17 protein-coding genes and 1 riboswitch are annotated in these 23,589 nt (G+C 72.5%); of the genes, 10 read left to right on the top strand and 7 right to left on the bottom strand.

Features of this window, described 5'->3' with window-relative positions:
• Positions 1 to 108: 108 nt before the first annotated feature.
• A complete protein-coding gene (gene leuA / locus QNO07_RS13015; RefSeq protein ID WP_283992030.1) occupies positions 109 to 1,884 on the bottom strand; it encodes a 2-isopropylmalate synthase in 1,776 nt (591 codons plus the stop codon).
• A 601-nt stretch (positions 1,885 to 2,485) separates the two neighbouring features.
• Between leuA and QNO07_RS13010 the strand changes: the two genes are divergently transcribed.
• The 3 genes from QNO07_RS13010 (at position 2,486) to QNO07_RS13000 (ending at position 4,530) form a co-directional block, all read left to right on the top strand.
• Positions 2,486 to 2,740, top strand: a complete 255-nt coding sequence (locus QNO07_RS13010; RefSeq protein WP_283992029.1) for a protealysin inhibitor emfourin — start codon at positions 2,486 to 2,488, stop codon at positions 2,738 to 2,740.
• A gap of 70 nt (positions 2,741 to 2,810) precedes the next feature.
• On the top strand, positions 2,811 to 3,560 hold the full coding sequence (gene recO / locus QNO07_RS13005) for a DNA repair protein RecO (RefSeq protein ID WP_283992028.1): 750 nt from the start codon (positions 2,811 to 2,813) through the stop codon (positions 3,558 to 3,560).
• Between the two features lie 73 nt (positions 3,561 to 3,633).
• A complete protein-coding gene (locus QNO07_RS13000) occupies positions 3,634 to 4,530 on the top strand; it encodes an isoprenyl transferase (RefSeq protein ID WP_283992026.1) in 897 nt (298 codons plus the stop codon).
• 76 nt (positions 4,531 to 4,606) lie between these two features.
• Here QNO07_RS13000 and QNO07_RS12995 read toward each other — a convergent pair whose 3' ends face one another.
• On the bottom strand, positions 4,607 to 5,989 hold the full coding sequence (locus QNO07_RS12995; RefSeq protein ID WP_283992025.1) for a glycine--tRNA ligase: 1,383 nt from the start codon (positions 5,987 to 5,989) through the stop codon (positions 4,607 to 4,609).
• A gap of 135 nt (positions 5,990 to 6,124) precedes the next feature.
• On the opposite strand from QNO07_RS12995, the gene QNO07_RS12990 reads away from it, so the two are divergent.
• The 5 genes from QNO07_RS12990 (at position 6,125) to dusB (ending at position 10,648) form a co-directional block, all read left to right on the top strand.
• Entirely contained in the window at positions 6,125 to 7,213 is a 1,089-nt protein-coding gene (locus QNO07_RS12990) for a metal ABC transporter substrate-binding protein (protein ID WP_283992024.1), read from the top strand.
• A gap of 74 nt (positions 7,214 to 7,287) precedes the next feature.
• Positions 7,288 to 8,064, top strand: coding sequence for a metal ABC transporter ATP-binding protein (locus QNO07_RS12985; protein WP_283992023.1), 777 nt, complete (start codon positions 7,288 to 7,290; stop codon positions 8,062 to 8,064).
• Positions 8,061 to 8,939: a metal ABC transporter permease gene (locus tag QNO07_RS12980; protein WP_283992021.1), complete on the top strand. Its 879-nt coding sequence runs from the start codon at positions 8,061 to 8,063 to the stop codon at positions 8,937 to 8,939. Before QNO07_RS12985 ends, QNO07_RS12980 begins: the two co-directional genes overlap by 4 nt.
• Positions 8,940 to 9,051: 112 nt before the next feature.
• Positions 9,052 to 9,465 carry a Fur family transcriptional regulator gene (locus QNO07_RS12975; RefSeq protein ID WP_283992019.1) on the top strand — a complete coding sequence of 138 codons (414 nt, stop codon included), beginning with the start codon at positions 9,052 to 9,054 and terminating at the stop codon, positions 9,463 to 9,465.
• 43 nt (positions 9,466 to 9,508) lie between these two features.
• Positions 9,509 to 10,648 (top strand): tRNA dihydrouridine synthase DusB, encoded by a 1,140-nt coding sequence (gene dusB, locus QNO07_RS12970; RefSeq protein WP_283992017.1) that lies wholly within the window; start codon positions 9,509 to 9,511, stop codon positions 10,646 to 10,648.
• Here the strand turns inward: dusB and QNO07_RS12965 are convergent.
• Both QNO07_RS12965 and QNO07_RS12960 read right to left on the bottom strand, forming a co-directional pair.
• Entirely contained in the window at positions 10,594 to 12,690 is a 2,097-nt protein-coding gene (locus tag QNO07_RS12965) for an amylo-alpha-1,6-glucosidase (RefSeq protein WP_283992016.1), read from the bottom strand. The genes dusB and QNO07_RS12965 overlap by 55 nt on opposite strands.
• The gene (locus QNO07_RS12960) at positions 12,687 to 14,060 is read right to left on the bottom strand and encodes an MGH1-like glycoside hydrolase domain-containing protein (RefSeq protein ID WP_502961829.1); all 1,374 of its coding nucleotides are present in this window, start codon (positions 14,058 to 14,060) and stop codon (positions 12,687 to 12,689) included. Before QNO07_RS12960 ends, QNO07_RS12965 begins: the two co-directional genes overlap by 4 nt.
• A gap of 398 nt (positions 14,061 to 14,458) precedes the next feature.
• On the opposite strand from QNO07_RS12960, the gene QNO07_RS12955 reads away from it, so the two are divergent.
• Together QNO07_RS12955 and ppdK are read left to right on the top strand one after the other, a co-directional pair.
• Entirely contained in the window at positions 14,459 to 15,772 is a 1,314-nt protein-coding gene (locus tag QNO07_RS12955; protein ID WP_283992014.1) for an ROK family transcriptional regulator, read from the top strand.
• Between the two features lie 335 nt (positions 15,773 to 16,107).
• Positions 16,108 to 18,867 (top strand): pyruvate, phosphate dikinase, encoded by a 2,760-nt coding sequence (gene ppdK / locus QNO07_RS12950; protein WP_283992012.1) that lies wholly within the window; start codon positions 16,108 to 16,110, stop codon positions 18,865 to 18,867.
• Positions 18,868 to 19,044: 177 nt separating this feature from the next.
• Here ppdK and QNO07_RS12945 read toward each other — a convergent pair whose 3' ends face one another.
• From QNO07_RS12945 to QNO07_RS12935, 3 genes are all read right to left on the bottom strand, one after another.
• A complete protein-coding gene (locus QNO07_RS12945) occupies positions 19,045 to 20,202 on the bottom strand; it encodes an alkaline phosphatase PhoX (RefSeq protein WP_283992011.1) in 1,158 nt (385 codons plus the stop codon).
• Between the two features lie 208 nt (positions 20,203 to 20,410).
• A complete protein-coding gene (locus QNO07_RS12940; protein ID WP_283992009.1) occupies positions 20,411 to 21,694 on the bottom strand; it encodes a transglycosylase family protein in 1,284 nt (427 codons plus the stop codon).
• A gap of 2 nt (positions 21,695 to 21,696) precedes the next feature.
• Positions 21,697 to 21,918: riboswitch (cyclic di-AMP (ydaO/yuaA leader) on the bottom strand.
• 734 nt (positions 21,919 to 22,652) lie between these two features.
• Entirely contained in the window at positions 22,653 to 23,561 is a 909-nt protein-coding gene (locus QNO07_RS12935) for an oxidoreductase (RefSeq protein WP_283992008.1), read from the bottom strand.
• Positions 23,562 to 23,589: the final 28 nt, after the last annotated feature.

The following is a 23,589-nucleotide window of genomic DNA, read 5'->3' as shown; positions in this document are numbered from 1 at the left end:
CGAACCGGACAAGCTTGCGGGCCCGGTCCGGAACCTGACGTTCCGACCGGGCCCGCACGGCCCCCGGCCGCTCGGCGCGGCCGGGGGGAAGGCGTGCGCGGGGAGTGGTCAGCGGGTCGCGCGGTTGACGGCCGAGACGACCGCCTTGATGGACGCGCGGGTGGTGTTGGCGTCGATGCCGACACCCCACAGCACCTTGCCCTCGATGGCGCACTCGATGTAGGAGGCGGCCTGGGCGGTGGCGCCCTCGCTCATGGTGTGCTCGACGTAGTCCAGCAGGCGCACGTCGATGCCCGCGGTGGCCAGGGCGTCGAAGAAGGCCGAGATCGGGCCGTTGCCGGTACCGGTCAGCGTGGTGTCGGTGCCGTCGACGACCGCGTCCACGGTCAGCGTGTCGGTGCCGTCACCGGCCGTCTCGGTCTGCGCGGCGGTGCGCAGCGCGACCCGGCCCCAGGGTGCGTCCGGGGTGGGCAGGTACTCGTGCCGGAAGACGTCCCAGATCTGTGCGGGGGTGATCTCGCCGCCGGTGGTGTCGGTGCGGTCCTGGATGATCCGCGAGAACTCGATCTGCATGCGCCGCGGCAGGTCCAGCTTGTGGTCGTTCTTCAGCACGTAGGCGATGCCGCCCTTGCCGGACTGCGAGTTGACCCGGATGACGGCCTCGTAGGAGCGGCCCACGTCCTTGGGGTCGATAGGCAGGTACGGCACCTCCCACGGCAGTTCGCCGACGTCGGCGCCGCTCTCGGCCGCGGCGGCGTCCATCGCCTCGAAGCCCTTCTTGATGGCGTCCTGGTGGGAGCCGGAGAAGGAGGTGTACACCAGGTCACCCGCGTAGGGGTGCCGGGAGTGGACCTCCATCTGGTTGCAGTACTCGGCGGTGCGGCGGATGTCGTCGATGCGGGAGAAGTCGATCTGCGGGTCCACGCCCTGGGAGAACAGGTTCATGCCCAGCGTCACCAGGTCGACGTTGCCGGTCCGCTCGCCCTGGCCGAACAGGCAGCCCTCGATGCGGTCGGCGCCGGCCATCAGCGCCAGCTCGGCGGCGGCCACCGCGGTGCCGCGGTCGTTGTGCGGGTGCACCGACAGGCAGACGTGCTCGCGGCGGGACAGGTTGCGCGACATCCACTCGAAGCGGTCGGCGTGTGTGGAGGGCGTGGAGCGCTCGACCGTGGCGGGCAGGTTCAGGATGATCTCGCGGCCCTCCTCGGGCTGCCAGACGTCCATCACCGCCTCGCAGACCTCCAGGGCGAAGTCCAGCTCGGTGTCGGTGAAGATCTCCGGGCTGTACTGGTAGCCGAAGACCGTGCGGTCGTCGAGCAGCTTCTCCGCGTAGTCCATGACCAGCCGGGTGCCGTCGACCGCGATCTGCTTGACCTGGTCGCGGGTGCCGCGGAAGACGACCCGGCGGAACACCGGCGCGGTCGCGTTGTACAGGTGCACCGTGGCCCGCCTGGCACCCACCAGGGACTCCACGGTGCGGCCGATCAGCTCCTCGCGGGCCTGGGTCAGGACGGAGATCGTCACGTCCTCGGGGATGGCGTCCTCTTCGATGATGGACCGTACGAAGTCGAAGTCGGTCTGCCCCGACGAGGGGAAGCCGACCTCGATCTCCTTGTAGCCCATGGACACCAGCAGGTTGAACATCTCCCGCTTGCGGGCCGGCGACATCGGGTCGATCAGCGCCTGGTTGCCGTCCCGCAGGTCGGTCGACAGCCAGCGGGGCGCCTGGGTGATCCGCTTCTCGGGCCATGTCCGGCCGGGCAGCTCGACGGCCTCGTAGGGCGCGTACCTGCCGATCGGCATGCCGGAGGGGCGCTGGGAGACGGTGGCCGCGGTCACCGGGGTCTGCCGGCCGATCGGCTTGCGGGAGGATGCGGAGGACATGGGCGGGGCTCCTGTCGCGGAGGGGGCTTCGAGGGCCGACGGTGGCAGCACCGAACTCCGCGGGGAGGGGGTCGGCCTTGTCTACAGGCCCTCGCCGCGGCAGCTAAGGAGAAGCAGCCCGTATCGCATGATGCCGAGCAGCCTATCCGAGCGGTCCGACCGCGGCGGGTCCGTCCCATTATGCGAGATCCGCGCCCGCCACGCGGTCCGCCCCGCGGCGTGCGTGCGGGGGGCGGACCGTGGGGACGCCCGGGCTCACAGGCGCAGGGCGCGGATCTCGCGTCCGCCGCGGCAGGTGGGGCGAGCGCTTGTTGCCGTGCGCCGGCGTTCTCCTGCGGTGCCGGACCGGGAGGAGCCGCGGCGGGTGCGGTGAAGGACGGCCGAAAGCCGACGGCCGGGCGTAGCCTGTGCGGCTGGTGAGTCACGCGGAGCCCAGCACGGGGCCCTCCCCGCGCAGGGGCCGCAGACGCCCCGGGGTCAGCCGGGGGACCAGAGGGAGATCGCCCTGCTCGACGCGGCCGAGGGCATCCTCAGAAGCCGCTCGCCCGCCCTTCGGCCGGTGGACGTCCGTCCGCCGGCCCCGCCGACGAGAGGACAGCAGATGCACGTCGTCGTGTCCCGTACCGGAGGTCTCGCCGGCCTGACCCGCCGGGCCGAGCTGACCACCGACGACCCCGATGTCGAGCGGCTGGCCGCGCGGGCGGTCGCGGACGGGTCCGCAGACCCGCCGTCCGGGGTGCCGGACGGCTTCCACTACACGATCACCGCCGACGGCCGTACCGCCCGCTGCGCCGACCCGCACCTCACCGACGCCCAGCGCGCCCTGGTCTCCCTCGTGCTCGGAGAGGGAGCCTGACGGCGGCCACCGCCCGGCGGACGCGGGGGAGGGGAACCGCCGGGGGCGGGCGGTGGGCGAGAATGAGGGCATGAGCCTGTTCCGCGACGACGGCATCGTGCTGCGCACCCAGAAGCTGGGTGAGGCGGACCGCATCATCACCCTGCTCACCCGCGGCCACGGCAGGGTGCGCGCGGTCGCCCGCGGCGTGCGCCGCACCAAGTCGAAGTTCGGGGCCCGGCTCGAACCGTTCTCCCACGTCGACGTGCAGTTCTTCGCCCGCGGCAGCGAACTGGTCGGCCGCGGCCTGCCGCTGTGCACCCAGACCGAGACGATCGCGCCCTACGGCAGCGGCGTGGTCAGCGACTACGGGCGCTACACGGCCGGCACCGCGATGCTGGAGACGGCGGAACGGTTCACCGACCACGAGGGTGAGCCCAACGTGCAGCAGTACCTGCTGCTGGTCGGCGGGCTGCGCTCGCTGGCCGGCGGCGAGCACGCGCCGGGCCTGATCCTGGACGCCTACCTGCTGCGCTCGCTCGCCGTCGGCGGCTACGCGCCCAGCTTCGACGCCTGCGCCAAGTGCGGCCTGCCCGGGCCCAACCGGTTCTTCTCCGTCGGCGCGGGCGGCTCGGTGTGCGGCGACTGCCGGGTGCCCGGCAGCGTGCTGCCGTCGCCGGAGGCGCTGCGGCTGCTCGGTGCGCTGCTGACGGGCGACTGGGAGACCGCCGAGGCGACGGAGCCGCGACACACCCGTGAGGGCAGCGGGCTGGTCTCCGCCTACCTGCACTGGCACCTGGAACGCGGGCTGCGGTCCCTGCGGTATGTCGACAAGTCCTGACCCGTTAGTCTCGGCTGTCGTCCGCCGCACCCCGGGCGGGAGCGCCCCGCAGCACACCCTGGAGATGAACCACATGGCAGGTCGCGGAATGCTGTCCCGGCAGCGTCGCGGGTCCGGCAGTTACCAGGCACCCGAGCCGCACCCCTCCGGTGCCCGCCCGCCCCGGCTCCAGCCCGAACTGGTCCCCAGGCACGTGGCCGTGGTGATGGACGGCAACGGCCGCTGGGCGAAGGAACGCGGCCTGCCGCGCACCGAGGGCCACAAGATGGGCGAGGCCGTCGTCCTTGACGTGCTGAGGGGCTGCCTGGAACTGGGCGTCAAGAACCTCTCGCTGTACGCGTTCTCCACCGAGAACTGGAAGCGCTCGCCGGAGGAGGTGCGCTTCCTGATGAACTTCAACCGGGACGTCATCCGCCGCCGCCGCGACGAGATGGACGCCATGGGCATCCGCATCCGCTGGGTGGGCCGGATGCCGAAGCTCTGGAAGTCGGTGGTGCAGGAACTGCAGATCGCGCAGGAGCAGACCAAGGACAACACCGCCATGACGCTGTACTTCTGCGTCAACTACGGCGGCCGGGCCGAGATCGCGGACGCCGCCGCGGCCATCGCCGCCGACGTCCGCGCCGGGCGGCTCGACCCGGCGAAGGTCAACGAGAAGACGTTCGCCAGGTACCTCTACCACCCGGACATGCCGGACGTGGACCTGTTCGTGCGCCCCTCCGGTGAGCAGCGCACCTCCAACTACCTGATCTGGCAGAGCGCCTACGCCGAGATGGTGTTCCAGGACGTGCTGTGGCCGGACTTCGACCGCCGCGACCTGTGGCGGGCGTGCGTGGAGTACGCCTCCCGCGACCGCCGGTTCGGCGGCGCGATCCCCAACGAGGCCGCCGGACAGGCGGGGGACAGCGGGAACGCCGGGCAGGCGGGGCAGGCTGGGAGCGCAGCCGGTGCGCCCGCCGAGGGCGCCTGACGGCACCCGCCCGGGTTGTCACGAGGCCCCCTGCCGCCAGCAGCGGCAGGGGGCCTCGTCACGTGGCGCGGGGGCGTCAGCAGCCGATCAGGCGGCCACCGAGGTAGGACTCGATCTGGTCGAGCGAGACCCGCTCCTGCTTCATGGTGTCGCGCTCACGCACGGTCACGGCGTTGTCGTCCAGGGTGTCGAAGTCGACCGTGACGCAGAACGGGGTGCCGATCTCGTCCTGGCGGCGGTAGCGGCGGCCGATGGCGCCGGCGTCGTCGAACTCGATGTTCCAGTGCCTGCGCAGCGCCTCGGCGAGGCCGCGGGCCTTCGGTGACAGCTTCTCGTTGCGCGACAGCGGCAGCACCGCGACCTTGACCGGGGCCAGCCGCGGGTCGAGGCGCATCACGGTGCGCTTCTCCAGCTTGCCCTTGGCGTTGGGCGCCTCGTCCTCGACGTAGGCGTCCAGCATGAATGCGAGCATCGCCCGGCCGACACCGGCCGCCGGCTCGATGACGTACGGGGTCCAGCGCTCGCCCGCCTCCTGGTCGAAGTAGGAGAGGTCGTGGCCGGACGCCTTGGAGTGCGAGCTGAGGTCGTAGTCGGTGCGGTTGGCTACGCCCTCCAGCTCACCCCACTCGCTGCCGCCGAAGCTGAAGCGGTACTCGATGTCCGCGGTGCGCTTGGAGTAGTGGGACAGCTTCTCCTTCGGGTGGTCGTACCAGCGGATGTTGGACTCCTGGATGCCGAGGTCCCGGTACCAGTTCCAGCGCTGCTCCATCCAGTACTCGTGCCACTGCTCGTCCTCGCCGGGCTTGACGAAGAACTCCATCTCCATCTGCTCGAACTCGCGGGTGCGGAAGATGAAGTTGCCCGGCGTGATCTCGTTGCGGAAGGACTTGCCCATCTGGGCGATGCCGAACGGCGGCTTCTTGCGCGAGGTCTGCTGGACGGAGCTGAAGTTGGTGAAGATGCCCTGGGCGGTCTCCGGGCGCAGGTACGCGACGGCGCCGGAGTCCTGGGTGGGGCCCAGGTGGGTCGAGAGCAGCCCGGAGAACTGCTTGGGCTCGGTGAACGCGCCCTTGTTGCCGCAGTGCGGGCAGTTGATGTCGGCCATGCCGTTCTCCGGCAGACGGCCGTGCTTGGCCTCGTACGCCTCTTCCAGGTGGTCCGCCCGGAACCGCTTGTGGCAGGAGGTGCACTCGGTCAGCGGGTCCGTGAACGTGGCGACGTGCCCGGACGCCTGCCAGACCTCGGACGCCAGGATCACGGAGGAGTCGATGCCGACCACGTCCTCGCGCGAGGTGACCATCGCGCGCCACCACTGGCGCTTGATGTTCTCCTTCAGCTCCACGCCCAGCGGCCCGTAGTCCCACGCGGCCCGCTGGCCGCCGTAGATCTCGCTGCAGGGATAGACGAAGCCACGGCGCTTGCTGAGGCTGACGATGGTCTCGATCTTGTCGGCGGCCACGGTGCTCTCTTCATTACGACGACGGAATACCTCAGATTACCGGCGAGTGAGGGGGCGGGATCAAATCGGTTGGCCCCGGAGCCACTTCAGCCCGTGAGTTGACAATCGTTTCCATTTGGCCTGAAAATGACTGTCATGAACGCTCGACGCCGTCCTCTCATAGCCAGCACCGCCCTCGCCGGGGCCACCGCCCTCGGCATGCTCACGCTTTCCGCGTGCGGTGAGGGCGGTTCGAGCGCCGCCGACGACGGCCGGCTGGACGTCGTCGCCTCCTTCTACCCCATGGAGTTCCTCGCCGAGGAGATAGGTGGCGAGCGCGTCTCGGTCACCACGCTCACCGAGCCCGGCGTGGAGCCGCACGACCTGGAGCTGAGCCCCAAGCAGTCGGCCCGGCTCGGCCAGGCCGACATGATCGTCTACCTCAAGGGCCTCCAGCCCGCGGTGGACGAGGCGATCGAGCAGACGGACGTCGAGCACGTCGCCGAGGCGGGCTCCTACACCGAGCTGTCCCACGACGGCACCGAGACGCAGACCCTGCGCGACCACCCCGACGACGAGCACGCGGACGACCACGGCGACGAGCACGGCCACGAGGACGAGCACGGCCACGGCGACGAGCACACCGACGAGCACACCGACGGGCCCGCCGAGGAGGAGCCCGCGGAGGACGGCCACGACCACGGCGACGGGCACGACCACGGCGCCGAGGACCCGCACGTCTGGCTGGACCCGGTGAAGTACGCGGAGATCGCCAAGGGCGTCGGCAAGGCCCTGGAGAAGGCCGACCCCGACAACGCCGCCGACTACCGCAAGAACACCGACGACCTCGTCGACCGGCTCGGCACGCTCGACAAGGAGTTCTCCGACGGGCTGAAGAAGACGGACACCCGCACCTTCATCACCACCCACGCGGCCTTCGGCCACCTCGCGGAGCGGTACGACCTCGACCAGGAGGGCATCGCCGGCCTCGACCCGGAGTCGGAGCCCAGCGCGGCCCGCATGAAGCAGTTGCACACCGTCGCCGAGAAGGAGAAGGTGAACACGGTCTTCTTCGAGACGATCGCGAGTGACAAGACGGCCAAGACCCTCGCCGGCGACCTCAACCTGAAGACGGACGTGCTCGACCCCCTGGAGGGCGTCACCGACAAGTCCCGGGGCGAGGACTACTTCGAGGTCATGCGCGCCAACCTCACGGCGCTGAAGAAGGCACTCGGATCCGCGTGACGCGGCCCGCGCGGCCCGTGCCGCCCCCGATCCCGCCGCAGAGGCGCCGGCCCGGCGCCAGTGGAGGAGGCCCCATGAGCACTCCGGAGCCCGTCATAGCCCTGCGGGGCGCCACCGCCGAACTCGGCTCCCGGTCCGTGCTGCGCGGCATCGACCTCACCGTGGGACACGGTGAGGTGGTCGCGCTGCTGGGCTCCAACGGCTCGGGCAAGTCCACGGCCGTGCGTGCCGTGATCGGGCAGGTGCCGCTCAGCGGCGGTGAGCTGGAACTCTTCGGCGCACCGCTGCGCCGCTTCCGCGACTGGCGGCGGGTCGGCTACGTGCCGCAGCGCTCCACCGCCGCCGCCGGGGTGCCCGCCACCGTGCGGGAGGTCGTCTCCACCGGCCGCCTGGCCCGCACCCGGCTGCGGCTGCCCGGCCGCGGCGACCGGGCAGCCGTCCACCGCGCGCTGGAGCTGGTCGGCATGGCGGACCGCGCGAAGGACTCGGTCAACGCGCTCTCCGGCGGGCAGCACCAGCGGGTGCTCATCGCCAGGGCGCTGGCCGGCGAACCCGAGCTGCTGATCATGGACGAGCCGCTGGCCGGGGTCGACCTCGCCAGCCAGCAGGTGCTCGCCGACGCGCTGCGCGAGCAGGTGGCGCGCGGGGTCACCGTGCTGCTCGTCCTGCACGAGCTGGGCCCGCTCGCCCCGCTCATCGACCGCACCGTGCAACTCCGCGACGGGCGGGTCGAACGCGTCGAGCACCCCGAGCAGCTGCACGACCTCGCCTGCCACCCGCAGCACGCCGACACCGAACCGCCCTCGGCCACGCCCGAGGCGCCGAAGATCGAGACCGGGCTCCTGTCATGACCGAGATGCTGCAGTTCGCCGTCATGCAGCGGGCCCTGCTCGCCGCCCTGCTGGTGGGCATCGCCGCCCCCGCGGTGGGCATCTACCTGGTGCAGCGGCGGCAGGCCATCATGGGCGACGGCATCGGGCACGTCGCACTGACCGGTGTCGCACTGGGCTTCCTGCTCAGCACCAACCCGGTCTGGACGGCCGTGCTCGTCTCCTCGCTGGGCGCCATCGGCATGGAACTCGTGCGCTGGTACGGCAAGGCCCGCGGCGACATCGCGCTGGCGCTGCTCTTCTACGGCGGCATGGCCGGCGGCGTCATGATCATCAACCTGGCGCCGGGCGGCTCGACGGCCAAGCTGACCACGTTCCTCTTCGGCTCGATCACCACCGTCTCCACGGAGGACGTCACCGCGATCGTGCTGCTGTCGGCGTTCGTGCTCGCCGTCTGCCTGGGGCTGCGCCGCCAGCTGTTCGCCGTCTGCCAGGACGAGGAGTTCGCCCGCGTCACCGGTCTGCCGGTTCGCCTGCTCAACCTGCTGCTCGCGGTGACCGCCGCGGTCACCGTCACGGTCGCGATGCGTGTCGTCGGCCTGCTGCTGGTGAGCGCGCTCATGGTCATCCCGGTGGCCGCCGCGCAGCAGGTGACGCGCAGCTTCGCCGTCACACTGGCCTTCGCGGTGGCGGTCGGCGTGCTCGTCTCGCTGTCCGGAACCGTGCTGTCGTACTACGCCGACGTACCGCCCGGGGCGAGCATCGTGCTGCTGGCCATCGCCCTGTTCGCCCTGGTCACGCTGCTCGCCGCGCCACTGACCCGCAGACGCGGGCGCGCCGCGGCCCGGGCCGCGGCGCTGGAGGAATCCGGGCAGGCCGTACCGGCCGCGGGCTGACCCCGAGGCGGTGCGGGCGAGCGGCACCGGCAGCCGCGCCCGCGACACCTGGCACAATGGGGGCGACCGAGGCGAGCCGAGCACCTGCCGGTGCCGGTGTAAGGAGGAAAAGGTGGCGACTGCAGGTCCCCCCGTCCGTGGCCGGTCGACACGGCAGCGCGCCGCGGTCGCGGCGGCGCTCAGTGAGGTCGACGAGTTCCGCAGTGCCCAGGACCTGCACGACATGCTCAAGCACCGGGGCGACTCGGTCGGCCTGACCACCGTCTACCGCACCCTCCAGTCGCTCGCCGACGCCGGCGAGGTCGACGTGCTGCGCACCGACGAGGGCGAGTCCGTCTACCGCCGGTGCAGCACCGACGACCACCACCACCACCTGGTCTGCCGGCACTGCGGCAAGGCCGTCGAGGTGGAGGGCCCGGCCGTGGAGAAGTGGGCCGACGCCATCGCCACCGAGCACGGCTTCGTCGACGTCGCGCACACCATCGAGATCTTCGGCACCTGCGGGGAATGCGCCGCCAAGCGGTGACGCAGCCCCGCGGCGACCGCAGCCCCCTTCCCAGGACCCGCCCATGACCCCGTCGCAGCTCAGCATCGGCCCGCACACCGTCCAGCCCCCCGTGGTGCTGGCGCCGATGGCGGGCATCACCAACGCGCCGTTCCGGTCGTTGTGCCGGGGCTTCAGTGGCGGGCGCGGGCTCTTCGTCAGCGAGATGATCACCAGCCGGGCCCTGGTGGAGCGCAACGAGAAGACCATGCAGCTGGTCCACTTCGACGCGGACGAGACGCCGCGCTCACTCCAGCTGTACGGCGTCGACCCGGCCACCGTCGGCAAGGCGGTCCGCATGATCGCCGACGAGGGCCTCGCCGACCACATCGACCTCAACTTCGGCTGCCCGGTCCCGAAGGTGACCCGCCGGGGCGGCGGCTCTGCGCTGCCGTACAAGCGCAACCTGCTGCGCGACATCCTGCGGGAGGCCGTCGGCGGCGCCGGGGACCTGCCGGTGACGATGAAGATGCGCAAGGGCATCGACGACGACCACCTCACCTACCTCGACGCCGGGCGGATCGCCGCCGAGGAGGGCGTCGCGGCGATCGCGCTGCACGGCCGCACCGCTGCCCAGCACTACGGCGGCACCGCCGACTGGTCGGCCATCGCGCGCCTCAAGGAGGCCGTGCCCGAGGTGCCGGTGCTCGGCAACGGCGACATCTGGTCGGCCGACGACGCGGTGCGCATGATGCGCGAGACCGGCTGCGACGGCGTGGTCGTCGGACGCGGCTGCCTGGGCCGCCCCTGGCTGTTCGGCGACCTGGTGGCGGCCTTCGACGGCCGCGGCCCGGCGGCCTACGCCCGGCCCACGCTGCGTGAGGTCGGCGACGTCATGGTGCGCCACGCGCGGCTGCTGGGGGAGTGGCTGGGCGACGAGGCGCGCGGCGTCATCGACTTCCGCAAGCACGTCGCCTGGTACACGAAGGGCTTCTCGGTCGGCTCCGACATGCGGCGGCAGCTTGCCGTCGCGTCCTCGCTGGAGCGCCTGCGGGAGCTGCTCGACGAGCTGGACCTCGACCAGCCCTGGCCGGCCGGCGCGGACGGGCCGCGCGGCCGGACCTCGGGCCGCAACCGGGTCGTGCTGCCTGACGGCTGGCTGGACGACCCCTACGCCTGCACGGCCGTCGGCGCCGACGCCGAGCTGGACACCTCCGGCGGCTGACCGGGCACCTCCGGCGCCCGCGCGCCGCCCCTGCCCGCCGGCGGCCCGCTCCCGTCCACCGGCCTGGGGTCCACCTGCCCGGCGTCCACCTGCCCGGCGCCGACCGCGGTGAGCAGTGCCAGCGGGGCGGCGGCGGCCCAGGACTGCGGGGAGCAGGCGTGTGGGTACGGCACGGGTGCGGGATGGTCCGCGCGGCCGTAGCCGGCGATCACCTCCGGTAGCCGGTGCCCGTTGCGGCCGGCCATCGCCACCAGGCCCCGGGCGACCTCCGCGGCCTCCTCGTGCAGTCCGTAGCGGGCCAGCCCCAGCGCGGTCAGGGCGGTGTCGTGCGGCCACACCCCGCCCCGGTGGTACGACAGCGGATGGTAGGCGTCCTGCCCGGCGGCCAGGGTGCGGATGCCCCAGCCGGAGTGGAAGTCCGGGCGCAGCAGCCTGCGGCCCACCTGCTCGCCCAGCTCCTGGCCGAGCAGGCCCGACCACAGCAGGTGCCCCGCGTCGGAGGCGAGCGCGGTGACCCGCCGGCCGTCGCCGTCCAGCGCCAGCGCCGGAAAGCCGTGCTCGGGCATGAGGAAGTCCTCAATGAAGCGGGCCCGCAGGTCGTCGGCTGCCGCGGTCAGCCGGGCCGCGGTGGCCTCGTCGCCCCAGAGCGTCGCGGCCAGCCGGGCGGTGTGCCGCAGCGCGTCCCAGGCGTAGCCCTGGGGAGCGGCGGCGGCGATGACGCCGTCGGCCCGCCGGCCGTCCGCGAAGCACATCGCGCCGGGCGAGTCCTTCCAGCTCTGGTGGGCGAGGCCGCCCCGGTCCGGGCGGTAGAGCAGGTAGCCGCGCTCGTCGAGGCCGCCGTCCCGGAACATCCACTCCACGGCGGCGCGGGCGTGCCGCTCCAGCCGCCGGGCGGGCCCGGTGTCGCCGGTGTGCTCGGTGTACTCGCCGAGCAGGACCAGGAACAGCGGGGTGCTGTCCACCGAGCCGTAGTACCGCCCGTAGGGAACCTGCCGGAAGTGGGCAAGCTCGCCGTGCCGGACCTCGTGCACGATCTTCCCCGGCTCCGCGATCCGGGACGGGTCGGCCTCGGTGGCCTGGGTCGCCGCGAGCGCGGGCAGGGTGGCGGCGGCCAGGGACGGGCGGTAGGGCAGTGCGAACAGCGAGGTGAGCAGGGCGTGCCGCCCGATCAGCGCCAGGAACCAGGGCACGCCGGCGGCGGGCACCCGCAGCTCCTCGCCGTCGGGCCCCGTCGCGGGTACGAGCAGCCCGGCCAGGTCGGACAGGCCCTGCTCGGCGGCGCGCACCAACTCCGGCCAGCGCCCGCCGGCCGCCGCCGGGCCGAGCGGGGCGGCAGCGTGCCCGACGGGCTCGGTGTGCTGTGCGGCGACGGGGTCGGCGGGATCGGCGGGCGGGGCGGCGGTGCGTTCCGGCAGGCCGTGCGGGTGCGCGGTGACGGTGAGCGTCAGCTCGGCCGTGCCGTGCGGCGGCAGCTCCACCTCCCACACCAGACGCCGGGCCCCGCTGCCGGTCTCCTCCACCGCGTCCGGAACGGGGTCGGCGGTGACCGTCGTGCGCGAGTGCCACTCGGCGCGCCGGTAGCCGAACTCCAGGCCGTCCGGGTGGACCTGGCGGGTGCGGACGGCGTGCGGCTTGTCGTACCAGCGGTGGTCCGAGCGCAGCTCGAACTGGTCGGCGAAGTCCACGTCCACGGTCAGCGCGACCCTGGCGGTCTCGGGTGCGGACCGGTTGCTGGTCAGCCGGATGCGGTCGGTGAACGTGCCGTCGGTGACCGACTGCTCGCGGAAGACGGTGTGCGCGGGCGGTTCGGCGCGGCTGCCGCGCGGGGTGAGCACGCTCGCCGCGACCGGTCCCTCGGAGGCGGGGACGAGGACGGTCGGCACGGTGCCGTCCACCGTCAGCTGCCAGCGGCTAAGGTGGCGGGCGTCGCGCTGGAACAAGCCGTCGGGGCTCGGACCGCGTGCGCCGGTGATGTCGCCGGAAGGGCCCACCGCGGCGAACGTGCCGCGGTGGAACAGGAGCAGGTGCTCCGCGCTGGTCATCGGATGCCTCCTTGAGGATCGGAGAGCAGGTCGAGGGTGAGCGCAGCCGTCCAGCTGAAGTCACCGCTCCCGCGGGCCTGCCCGGTGTCGGGGTCGATGTACTCGGCGAAGCCTGTGGCGGACGCGGCGGCGGGCAGCGCGCGGCGCAGCACGTCGGCGTCCGCGTTCCGGCCGTACTGCCGGAACCCGCGTTCCAGCAGCCAGTTGACGTTGAACCAGGCGGGGCCGCGCCAGTACCGGTGGCGGTCGAAGGCGGCCCCGAGCCGGTCGTAGCCGGGCACCAGGCGGTCGGGGCCGAAGCCGAAGCGGCTGCCGCGGGCGGTGCGCAGCAGTGCGGTGACCACGTCGTCGGGCAGACCGGGCGCGACCACCGGCAGCAGGCCCGCGGCGCTGCGTTCCGGCAGCAGCGCGTCGGCGCGGATGTCGCGGCACAGGAACTGCCCGGCGTCGGCCTGCCACAGGCGTCGGACCAGGGACTCGGTGACGTGGCGCGCACTGTCCCGGTGGGTGTCCGCGTCCGCGCCGAGGGTGTGCGCGATGCGGGCCAGGGCGTGTTCGGACGCGGCCAGCAGCGCGTTGACGCCCGGGTCCTCGACGGCGAAGGCGTGCGCGGTGCCGCGGTCGGTGTAGCCGTGGTCGCGGTAGGCGCGGGCGAGCGCGACGTAGCGGCCGTAGTCCAGGTCGGTGGGCCGGTCGTCGGCGGCGCCGTGCGCCAGGTCGGCACGGCGGAACGAGCCGGCCGGAGCGGGGGCGACCCTGGCCAGCGGCCGGTCCCAGCACGGGCTGTTGTCCATGCCCGTCTCCCACGGGTGCACGACCGCCACCAGCCCCGCCCCGGCCAGGTCGCGTTGGCCGAGCAGGTAGCGGTGCCAGGCGACCAGCCGCGGGTGCACACGCCGCAGGAATCCGCGTCTGCGGGACGCGGCCGGGTCGGCGCGGTGCACCAGCCAGGCGGCGAGTGCGTGCACCGGGGGCTGCACGATGCCGGAGGTCTGCACGTCGGCGGGCGCGCCCGCGCCGCGGCCTGCCCGGGAGGAGCGCCAGAAGTCCGGGCCGGGGAAGTACGCGGCGGGCGGCACCCGCGGGTTGAAGACGATGTGCGGCACGCGCCCGTCACCCCACTGGGCGTCCAGCAGGGTCTCCAGTTCCCGTTGCGCGCGCTCGGGCGAGACGTGGCGCAGGCCGATGGCGACGAACGCCGAGTCCCAGCTCCACTGGTGCGGGTAGAGGCTGCGGGACGGCACGGTGGAGCCGCCGGTCCAGTTCTCCGCCAGGACCCGGCGGGCCCGGTGCGCGAGTGACGGGTCGGCGACCTCCTCCGCGCAGGGAGCGGCGGAACGGGTTCCGGTGGGCTGTACCGCACGTTTCAAGGCTGCTCCGAGAGGTCGGCGGGTGCGGCGGTCCGGACCGCCGCACCCGCAGCGGCGCGTTGACGCAGGCGCTGACGGGGCGCTGACGTGGGTGTGGGCGGGCTGGGAGACGGGCTGCGGCGGGCTCACCCGGCGGACACCGGGGAGTTACGTCGCATCAACAAGCAAAACTAGCGCTGTGTTGTGCCCGAGACAAGCAGAACCCCGCCATAGTGGCGGTAAGTTGGCAGGGACACTGAAGGCAGCGTGCGCAGCTTCCGGTGATGCGGCGTTACCCGACGCGCCCCGCGCACCATCCACCCATCAGCACAACCTCCACCCCCAGCGCCACCCCCCACCAGCACCCCCACCAGCACCGCCCCCGAGGTGGTCGAGACACGAGAGGCGGGAAGCCCGGTATGCCACCCACCCGGACGAACCAGGCGAGCGCCGGCCACCTGCTGCAGCTGATCCGCAGCGGCGGGGCGACCACCCGCGGCGAACTCCAGCGGGTCACCGGCCTGTCCCGCTCCACCGTCGGCCACCGCCTCGACCGGCTGTTCGAAGCCGGCTGGGTCAGGGAGGGCGTCGCCGCACCGGCCGGCACCCCGCACGGCGGACGCCCCTCGACGCGGCTGGAGTTCGACGACCGGCACGCCGCGGTGCTCGCCGCCGACCTCGACACCCGGCACGCCCGTGCCGCCGTGCTGGACCTCGGCGGCCGGGTCCTGGCCGAGCACGTCGGCCCGCTGCTGGTGGAGGACGGCCCGGAGAAGGTCCTCGACCGGCTGGGGCAGTGGTTCGCGCCGCTGCTGCGCACCGCCGGGGTGGACGCGGAGCGGCTGTGCGGCGTGGGCCTGGCGGTGCCCGGCCCGGTCGACTGGTCGACCGGTCGCGTGGTGCAGCCGCCGATCATGCCGGGCTGGGACGGGCACCCGGTGCCGGACGGCCTGCGCCGGGCGCTCGCCGAGCACGTCGGCCGGACCCCCGAGCCGCTGCCGGTGCTCGTCGACAACGACGCCAACCTGATGGCCTACGCAGAGCAGCGCGCCGCGCACCCCGGTTGCGCGGCGTTCCTCCTGGTGAAGGCGTCCACCGGAATCGGCGCCGGCATGGTGGTGGACGGCGGTGTCTACCGCGGCATCGACGGGGGAGCGGGCGACATCGGCCACATCCGGCTGAGTGACGGGGCGGCGGCGCTGTGCCGGTGCGGCTCGCAGGGCTGCCTGGCGGCGGTGGCCAGCGGCCGGGCGCTCGCCCGGCAGCTCACCGCCTCGGGAGTGCCCGCGGCGTCGGGCTCGGACGTGCGTCGGCTGCTGGCGGAGGGGCGGCCGGAGGCGGTCCGCCTCGCCACGCAGGCCGGGAGGCGGGTGGGCGAGGTGCTCGGCACGGTCGTCACCCTGCTCAACCCGGGCGTGCTGATGCTCGCCGGCGACCTTGCCGGCCCGGCGTTCCTCGGCGGAGTGCGCGAGGCGCTGTACCAGCGGGCCATGCCGCGCACCACGGCCCGCCTGGAGGTGGTGACGTCCACACTCGGCGAGCGGGCGGGGCTGCTGGGCGCGGCGGCCATGGTCGTGGAGCACCTCTACGGGCCGGACCTGGCCGACGCCCGGCTCGACGACCGGCTCGCGGAGCCGGTCCGGCCGGGCGCTGGATGCACGGGCGGTGAACGGGCGTCAAAAAGGGAGCAACGGCGTCCGGATGCTGGAACGCGGGCCGTCCGCAGTGCGTGATTCTCGCCACGCCTGATAGGGGTGGCGCTCACATGAGCGCTCGGTCGAGTTCTGCACCTCTCCAACGAGCGGCACTGAGTGCCACCCTCCGCGACTTCACGGCATCAACCCATCATGTACGCAGAGTCAGCGGATCTCGCTCCATCTTGACGCTGCGTGATTGAAGTGTTCGGGGTTCAAAAACTCTGGGCGCCCTCTCTTGGTCGAGCCTTTACTTTCGATCTCCTGGCGGATGGGTGGTAGCAGCCGTGTGACGTGCTGCTACCCGTGCCCTGGCGCCTTCGATCTGGGTACGCTCCCCGCCGTCAGGGCAGCCGTCCGCGAGGAGTCGTCCCGTGTCGGAAAACAAAGAGCCACACGTATCCACGAACGCACCGAAGTTCGTGTACGCCTTCAGCGAGGGCAACAAGGAACTCAAGGACCTCCTCGGTGGGAAGGGGGCCAACCTGGCCGAGATGACCAATCTCGGCCTGCCCGTGCCGCCCGGATTCACCATCACCACCGAGGCGTGCAAGGTCTACCTGGAGTCCAAGGCCGAACCGCCCGCGCTCCGCGACGAGGTCAGTGCGCACCTCGACGCGCTGGAGCAGCAGATGGGTAAGCGGCTCGGCCAGTCCGACGACCCGCTGCTGGTGTCGGTGCGCTCCGGCGCGAAGTTCTCCATGCCCGGCATGATGGACACCGTGCTCAACATCGGGCTCTCCGACGAGTCCGTCGAGGGCCTGGCCGCGCAGGCCGGCGACGAGCGGTTCGCCTGGGACTCCTACCGCCGCCTGATCCAGATGTTCGGCAAGACCGTGCTCGGTGTCGACGGCGAGCTGTTCGAGGAGGCGCTGGAGCAGGCCAAGCACCGCCGCGGCGCCGCCTCCGACGTGGACCTGGACGCCGGCGGCCTGCGTGAACTCGTCGCCGAGTTCAAGGACATCGTCGTCAAGCAGACCGGCCGGGACTTCCCGCAGGAGCCCCGCGAGCAGATGGACCTCGCCATCCGCGCGGTCTTCGACTCGTGGAACACCGACCGGGCCAAGCTGTACCGCCGTCAGGAGCGCATCCCCGGCGACCTGGGCACGGCCGTCAACGTCTGCTCGATGGTCTTCGGCAACCTCGGCCCGGACTCCGGCACCGGCGTCGCCTTCACCCGCGACCCGGCCAGCGGCCAGCAGGGCGTCTACGGCGACTACCTGCAGAACGCGCAGGGTGAGGACGTGGTCGCCGGCATCCGCAACACGGTCGCGCTCGCCGAGCTGGAGTCCCTGGACAAGGCCTCCTACGACCAGCTCATGCAGATCATGGAGACCCTGGAGACGCACTACCGGGACCTGTGCGACATCGAGTTCACCATCGAGCGCGGCAAGCTGTGGATGCTCCAGACCCGCGTGGGCAAGCGCACCGCGGCGGCGGCGTTCCGCATCGCCACCCAGCTCGTCGACCAGGGCCTCATCGACGAGGCGGAGGCGCTCCAGCGGGTCAACGGCGCCCAGCTCGCGCAGCTGATGTTCCCCCGCTTCGAGGAGTCCGCCGCGGGCAAGGACGGGCCCCGGCGCATCGGCCGCGGCATCGCCGCCTCACCGGGCGCGGCCGTCGGCAAGGCGGTCTTCGACTCCTACACCGCCATCAAGTGGTCCCGCTCGGGTGAGAGGGTCATCCTGATCCGCCGGGAGACCAACCCCGACGACCTCGACGGCATGATCGCCGCCGAGGGCATCCTCACCTCGCGCGGCGGCAAGACCTCGCACGCGGCGGTCGTGGCCCGCGGCATGGGCAAGACCTGCGTCTGCGGCGCGGAGGAGCTGGAGGTCGACACCAAGCGCCGCCGCCTGACCGCGCCGCACCCCGACGGCAAGGGCACCCTGGTCATCGAGGAGGGCGACACGGTCTCCATCGACGGCTCCACCGGCAAGGTCTACCTGGGCGAGGTGCCCGTGGTGCCGTCCCCGGTCGTGGAGTACTTCGAGGGCCGCACGCACGCCGGCGCGGACGACGCCGGCGAGCTGGTGCAGGCCGTGCACCGGATGATGGCCTACGCCGACCGGATGCGCCGGCTGCGGGTCCGCGCCAACGCCGACAACGCCGAGGACGCGGCCCGCGCCCGCCGCTTCGGCGCACAGGGCATCGGGCTGTGCCGCACCGAGCACATGTTCCTCGGAGAGCGGCGCCAACTCGTCGAGCACCTGATCCTCGCCGACACCGACACCGAGCGGGACAACGCCCTCGCCGAGCTGCTGCCGCTCCAGAAGGGCGACTTCAAGGAGCTCTTCGAGGCGATGGACGGCCTGCCCGTCACCGTGCGGCTGCTCGACCCGCCGCTGCACGAGTTCCTGCCCGACATCACCGAGCTGTCGGTGCGGGTGGCACTCGCGGAGTCCCGGCGCGACGCCAACGAGAACGACCTGCGCCTGCTCCAGGCCGTGCACCGGCTGCACGAGCAGAACCCGATGCTGGGCCTGCGCGGCGTGCGCCTGGGCCTGGTCATCCCCGGCCTGTTCACCATGCAGGTGCGGGCCATCGCGGAGGCCGCCGCCGAGCGCAAGGCCGCCAAGGGCGACCCGCGGCCGGAGATCATGATCCCGCTGGTCGGCACGGTCCAGGAGCTGGAGATCGTCCGCGAGGACGCCGAACGGGTCATCGCGGAGGTGGAGCAGGCCTACGACGTGGACCTGCGCCTGACGCTGGGCACCATGATCGAGCTGCCGCGGGCGGCCCTGACCGCCGGTCAGATCGCGGAGTCGGCCGACTTCTTCTCGTTCGGCACCAACGACCTCACACAGACCGTGTGGGGCTTCAGCCGGGACGACGTGGAGGCCAGCTTCTTCACCGCCTACCTGGAGAAGGGCATCTTCGGCGTCTCCCCGTTCGAGACGATCGACAAGGACGGCGTCGGCAAGCTCGTGCGGGACGCCGTCGCCGACGGCCGGGCCACCCGCCCCGACCTCAAGCTCGGGGTGTGCGGCGAGCACGGCGGCGACCCCGAGTCGGTGCACTTCTTCCACGAGGTCGGCCTCGACTACGTCTCCTGCTCGCCGTTCCGCATCCCGGTGGCGCGCCTGGAGGCGGGCCGCGCCGCCGCGCAGAGCACGGGCAGCGACAGCCGCTGACCGCGCCGCAGCGCTTCCGGGACCGCCGCCGCACCGCGACCCTCACCGCGGCGGCGGTCCCGGGCCCCGGAGGGGGACGGCCGGCACCTGTGCGGAGGTGCCACGGCCGTCCCCCTCCTCCTTGCGCCGGGAGGCGCAGGAGGCGCCCCCGGGCTCTCACGGGCCCAGCCGGGCCGGTCAGGTGCGGAACGGGCCGGTGACCTCGTAGGTGATGCCGCCCGAGGAACTGCCGGTGGTGCCGCGCTGGCTGGAGAAGTACAGGCGCCGCCCGTCCGGGGAGAACGCCGGGCCGCAGATCTCCGACGAGGACTGGCCCTGAACGCGCAGGAACGGCGACACCACCTCCTGCGGCGTGATCACGCAGATCTCCATGTTGCCGCCGTCCTCCGCGACGTAGAGGTCGCCGGAGGAGGTGCCGGTGATGTTGTCCACGCCGGTCAGCGGCGCTGACCCGCCGGTCACCAGGTTGTCGTCGTAGGTGAGTTCGTAGGTGTTGCTCACCACGTCGAGCCGCCACACCCGGTTGTCGCCCTTGGTGGTGAACCAGACCTTGCCGCCCGCGTAGTGGCAGCCCTCACCGCCGTTGAACCGCTTGGCGCCGGAGACCTGGTCGCGGGTGGGCGTCGCGCCGGTCGGGTCCGGCACGTCCGCCCAGGTGAACGAGCCCGAGGTGGCGGTGCCCGCCCGCAGTACCTGGAGCCGGCCCGAGGACAGGTTGCCCCAGGTGGCCGGCACGAAGCGGTAGAGGCAGCCGTTGGAGACGTCCTCGGTCAGGTAGAACACCCGGCGCACCGGGTCGGCCGCCGCCGCCTCGTGCTTGAACCGGCCCATCGCGTCGCGCCGCACCGCCGCGCTGCCGCCGAAGGGGTCCGTCTCGTAGACGTAGCCGCGGTCCACCTCCTCGCAGGACAGCCAGGTGTTCCACGGGGTCGCGCCGCCGGCGCAGTTCTGCCGGGTGCCGGACAGGATGCGGTAGGCGGACGTGACGGCCCCGGAGGAGTTGAAGCGCACCGCGCTCGCCCCGCCGCCGGGGTTGATCTCGGAGTTGGAGACGTAGATCCACCCGCTGCCGTCGGCGAAGCAGGCGCCTCCGTCGGGCGCGTTGTGCCAGGTGTAGGAGGTGCCGGGCACCTGCTGGCCCGACCGCGCGATGATCCGGCTGCTGAACCCGGCCGGCAGCTGGATGCCGTTGCTGTTCGCCGTGCCGAGCGGACCGTAGGGGCCCGCGCCCGGCTGGGCCGGGGCGGCGTAGGCGGCGCCGCGCATCAGGGTGCCGCCGAAGGCCGCGGCCGAGCCGCCGGCCACCGCTCCGCGCAGGAAGGTACGACGTTCCACGGTTACCTCACCGAAGTCGTCCGTCCTCCGCGGCCGGCCGGCCGCGGAGGTGCGCCGCCGAAGATAGGAGCGGCACGTGGACGGGCCGGCAACGCATGATGAACCGGCCGTGCCCATCGCGGGCACGGCCGGTTCATCGTGGGGGATCCCGTGGGGGAGCCGGTGCGCGGAGGTTCCGGGTACCGGATCAGCCTCCGCTGAGGGTGTCTCAGACGGAGACGCCGTTGGAGCGCAGGTACGCCAGCGGGTCGATGTCGGAACCGTAGGACGGACCGGTGCGGACCTCGAAGTGCAGGTGCGGACCGGTGCTGTTGCCGGTCGAGCCGGCCAGGCCGATCTGCTGGCCGCCGCCGACGCTCTGGCCCGCGCTGACGGACAGCGAGGAGAGGTGGGCGTACTGGCTGTAGCGGCCGTCGGAGTGCTTGATGACGACCTCGTTGCCGTACGCGCCGCCCCAGCCGGCGGAGACCACGGTGCCGGTGGTGACGGCGTTGATCGGGGTGCCGGTGGAGACGGAGAAGTCCACACCGGTGTGGTAGCCGCTGGACCAGGCGCCACCGGAGGCCCGGTAGGCGGTGCTGGGCGAGGCGGCGACCGGCTTGGAGTAGCCGCTGCTGGTGGCGGGGCGGGCCTGCTGCGGCGCGGTCTGCGCCTTCTGCTCCACCTTGGGGGCGGGCTTGGGCTGCTCGGCCTTGGGCTGCGCCGGCTTCGGCGCCGCCTTGGGCTGCTCCGCCTTGGGCGCGGAGGCCTTCGGGGCGGAGGCCTTCGGCTGCTGCTGGGCCTGGCCTCCGACGGCCAGACGCTGACCGGGGAAGATCAGGTTCGGGTTGCCGCCGACGGTCTCACGGTTCTGCTCGTAGACGGTCTGCCAGCCGCCGTCGACGTTCCGCGCGGTGGCGATCTTGTGCAGGGTGTCACCGCTGACCACGGTGTAGGACGCCTTGCCGCTCTGCGGCTTCGGGGCGGCCTTCGGCGCGGGCGCCGACTGCTGCTTGGGCTGCTCCGCCTTGGGCTGGGCGGCCTTGGGCTGCTGGGTCTGCGGCGCGGTCTCGGCCTTCTTGGCAGGCGCTGCCTGGCCGTCGGGGCTGATGTCGGGGGTGCCGCTGTCCTTGCTCAGACCGGCGCGGGGGCCGCACACCGGCCAGGCGCCCGGACCCTGCATGTCGAGCAGCTTCTCGGCTGCCGCTATCTGCTGGTCCTTGGTGGCGAGGTCGGCACGGGCGGCGTACCGGGTGCCGCCGGCGGCTGCCCAGCTGGACTGCTGGAACTGCAGACCGCCGTAGAAGCCGTTGCCGGTGTTGATGGACCAGTTGCCGTTGCTCTCGCACTCGGCGACCTTGTCCCACACGGAGACGGGGGCGGCGTTCGCGGTGCCGGCGCCGACGAGCGGCACGGCGATCCCGGCGCCACCGGCTGTGAGGGCGAGCGAGACGCGGGTGACCTGACGGGAAATCAGCGGGTTGCGCGGACGACGGTGGCGACCACGAGACATAGGTGTGTCCTCTCCTACGCCTACGAGGTGAGCTGTCGGATTCGGGCAGGAGATGCCCGGCCATTCCCCACTGCACACGGTGCGATCGCACCGGGCGGTGAGGCGTGGCTTCACCCCAAGCCGGCCGCATGCTCTGCGGCTCGGCGCTTACCTGGTTCCCCCGCTCCTGCCTCATGGAACTTGGGTTTCCCCCGGCCGGTGGCAGGATTCGGCGTTGCCGGCTGAGGGACCTCCGCATGAGATGCGGTGGCGGAGGAACCGTAGACACAACGATTTGACCGGCACAAGCGGCGTGCGGCGGGCCGGCCTGCGCTCCCGGCGCGACCACCGCCGATTCACCACGTTATGCGGTGGATCTTTTTCTCACAGTGAGAGCAAAGACCTAGCATGTTCACTTAAAAAACCTGCTCAGCGCGGCAATTGACGGAATGGCGGAATAAACCTTCCGCGGTGCAATTGCACCGGACGGGCATGCTGTGAGTCCGGTCACCCGGATCGGGTGACACGCCTTTATATCGGCCTATTCGGGATTTCCCGTCCCTGACGGGATGTCACCTCACGGCTGCTGTTGCGCCTTGGCGGGCGCGAAGGATGTCCGCTTTGGTATTCGGAGTCCGTAGTGTCGGTCACCTGGTGTGCCCGGTTCGTCCGATTCCGCCGTCGTGTGCGCCCTCCACTCAAGAAGTGGAACGCATGAATCCGTGAGTGGAGGGCGCCGCTGAGCGGCGCCGCCCGGTCGCCCGGCGGGGCGAGCCGCCCGAGAGGCGAGACGCACGGGTCGCAGGGGGGTGCCGAGGGCGGCGGGGCGGGCGGGGTGCTGCCCCGCCGGGCGCCGGACGCCCCCGGGGTGTGCTCCCGGGCTCCGGCCCGTGCTCCTGCCGCCCCGGGTCGTGACCGTGGTGCGGCGGCCCCGGCCGGGTTCGGAGGTGGCGCGGGGCCGTCCGGCCGGGGGCCGGTCTCAGAGCTTCGGGTCCACCCCGGTCAGATCCGCCGAGGCCTGCCACAGCAGCGCGCCCGCGGTGTCGTTCCGCGTCCAGGACGCGCGCACCGACGGGCCCGGGGCGCCTCGGACGCCCATGACGCGCGGACCTGTGAAGGAGTCGGGCTGTACCCCGGGTGCGGTCGCCGCCCACAGCGTGGGTGCGGCACCCAGCTCCGGCGTGGACGTGACCAGCCGGTTGCCCAGTGACCACAGCCGCTCAGCGCCCCGGCGGCCGTCCAGCCTGGGGCCCTTGGTCTGCAGCTCGGTCGCCGAGTAGCCGGGGTGTGCGGCGGCGGCGACCAGGTCCAGCCCGGCGGTGCGGCGGGCCAGCTCGTGCACGAACAGCAGGTTCGCCGACTTGGACCGGCAGTACGCCTGCCAACGCCGGTACTCGTGCGCGCTGTTCAGGTCGTGGAGGTCGATGTTGGCGAACAGGTGCATCAGGCTGGAGACGGTCACCACCCGGGCGCCGGGCGTGCCGGTGAGCCGGTCGAGGAGCAGGCCGGTCAGTGCGAAGTGGCCCAGGTGGTTCACGCCGAACTGCATCTCGAAGCCGTCCGCGGTCAGCGCGAAGGGCACCGCCATCAGTCCGGCGTTGTTGATCAGCAGGTCCAGCCGGTCACCGGGCAGCGAGTCGGTGAACGTCCGGACCGAGGACAGGTCGGCCAGATCCAGCGCGCGGTACTCGGCGTCGGCCTCCGGGACCTCGTGCCGCAGCCTCTCCAGCGCGGCCGTGCCGCGTTCGGAGCTGCGGCAGGCGAGGACCACTCGCGCCCCGTGGCGTGCCAGCTCCCTGGCGGTGACGTAACCGAGGCCGCTGTTGGCGCCGGTGACCACCGCGAGGCGGCCGCCCTGATGTGGGATCTCTCGTGACGTCCAGACCATGACCGCACAGTAGGCCCGGCGCCACCGG

It is taken from the genome of Streptomyces sp. 549, from assembly GCF_030124175.1.
In the GTDB taxonomy this organism is placed as follows: domain Bacteria; phylum Actinomycetota; class Actinomycetes; order Streptomycetales; family Streptomycetaceae; genus Streptomyces.
The sequence above is the reverse complement of the archived record's forward strand: the minus strand, read 5'-3'. Positions and strand labels throughout refer to the sequence as shown.

Bases quoted from the DNA above. Each gene is read 5' to 3' on its own strand.
- leuA (WP_283992030.1), bottom strand. From the start codon at position 1,884: ATGTCCTCCGCATCCTCCCGCAAGCCGATCGGCCGGCAGACCCCGGTG.
- QNO07_RS13010 (WP_283992029.1), top strand. From the start codon at position 2,486: ATGCACGTCGTCGTGTCCCGTACCGGAGGTCTCGCCGGCCTGACCCGC.
- recO (WP_283992028.1), top strand. From the start codon at position 2,811: ATGAGCCTGTTCCGCGACGACGGCATCGTGCTGCGCACCCAGAAGCTG.
- QNO07_RS13000 (WP_283992026.1), top strand. From the start codon at position 3,634: ATGGCAGGTCGCGGAATGCTGTCCCGGCAGCGTCGCGGGTCCGGCAGT.
- QNO07_RS12990 (WP_283992024.1), top strand. From the start codon at position 6,125: ATGAACGCTCGACGCCGTCCTCTCATAGCCAGCACCGCCCTCGCCGGG.
- QNO07_RS12985 (WP_283992023.1), top strand. From the start codon at position 7,288: ATGAGCACTCCGGAGCCCGTCATAGCCCTGCGGGGCGCCACCGCCGAA.
- QNO07_RS12980 (WP_283992021.1), top strand. From the start codon at position 8,061: ATGACCGAGATGCTGCAGTTCGCCGTCATGCAGCGGGCCCTGCTCGCC.
- dusB (WP_283992017.1), top strand. From the start codon at position 9,509: ATGACCCCGTCGCAGCTCAGCATCGGCCCGCACACCGTCCAGCCCCCC.
- QNO07_RS12965 (WP_283992016.1), bottom strand. From the start codon at position 12,690: ATGACCAGCGCGGAGCACCTGCTCCTGTTCCACCGCGGCACGTTCGCC.
- QNO07_RS12955 (WP_283992014.1), top strand. From the start codon at position 14,459: ATGCCACCCACCCGGACGAACCAGGCGAGCGCCGGCCACCTGCTGCAG.
- QNO07_RS12940 (WP_283992009.1), bottom strand. From the start codon at position 21,694: ATGTCTCGTGGTCGCCACCGTCGTCCGCGCAACCCGCTGATTTCCCGT.
- QNO07_RS12935 (WP_283992008.1), bottom strand. From the start codon at position 23,561: ATGGTCTGGACGTCACGAGAGATCCCACATCAGGGCGGCCGCCTCGCG.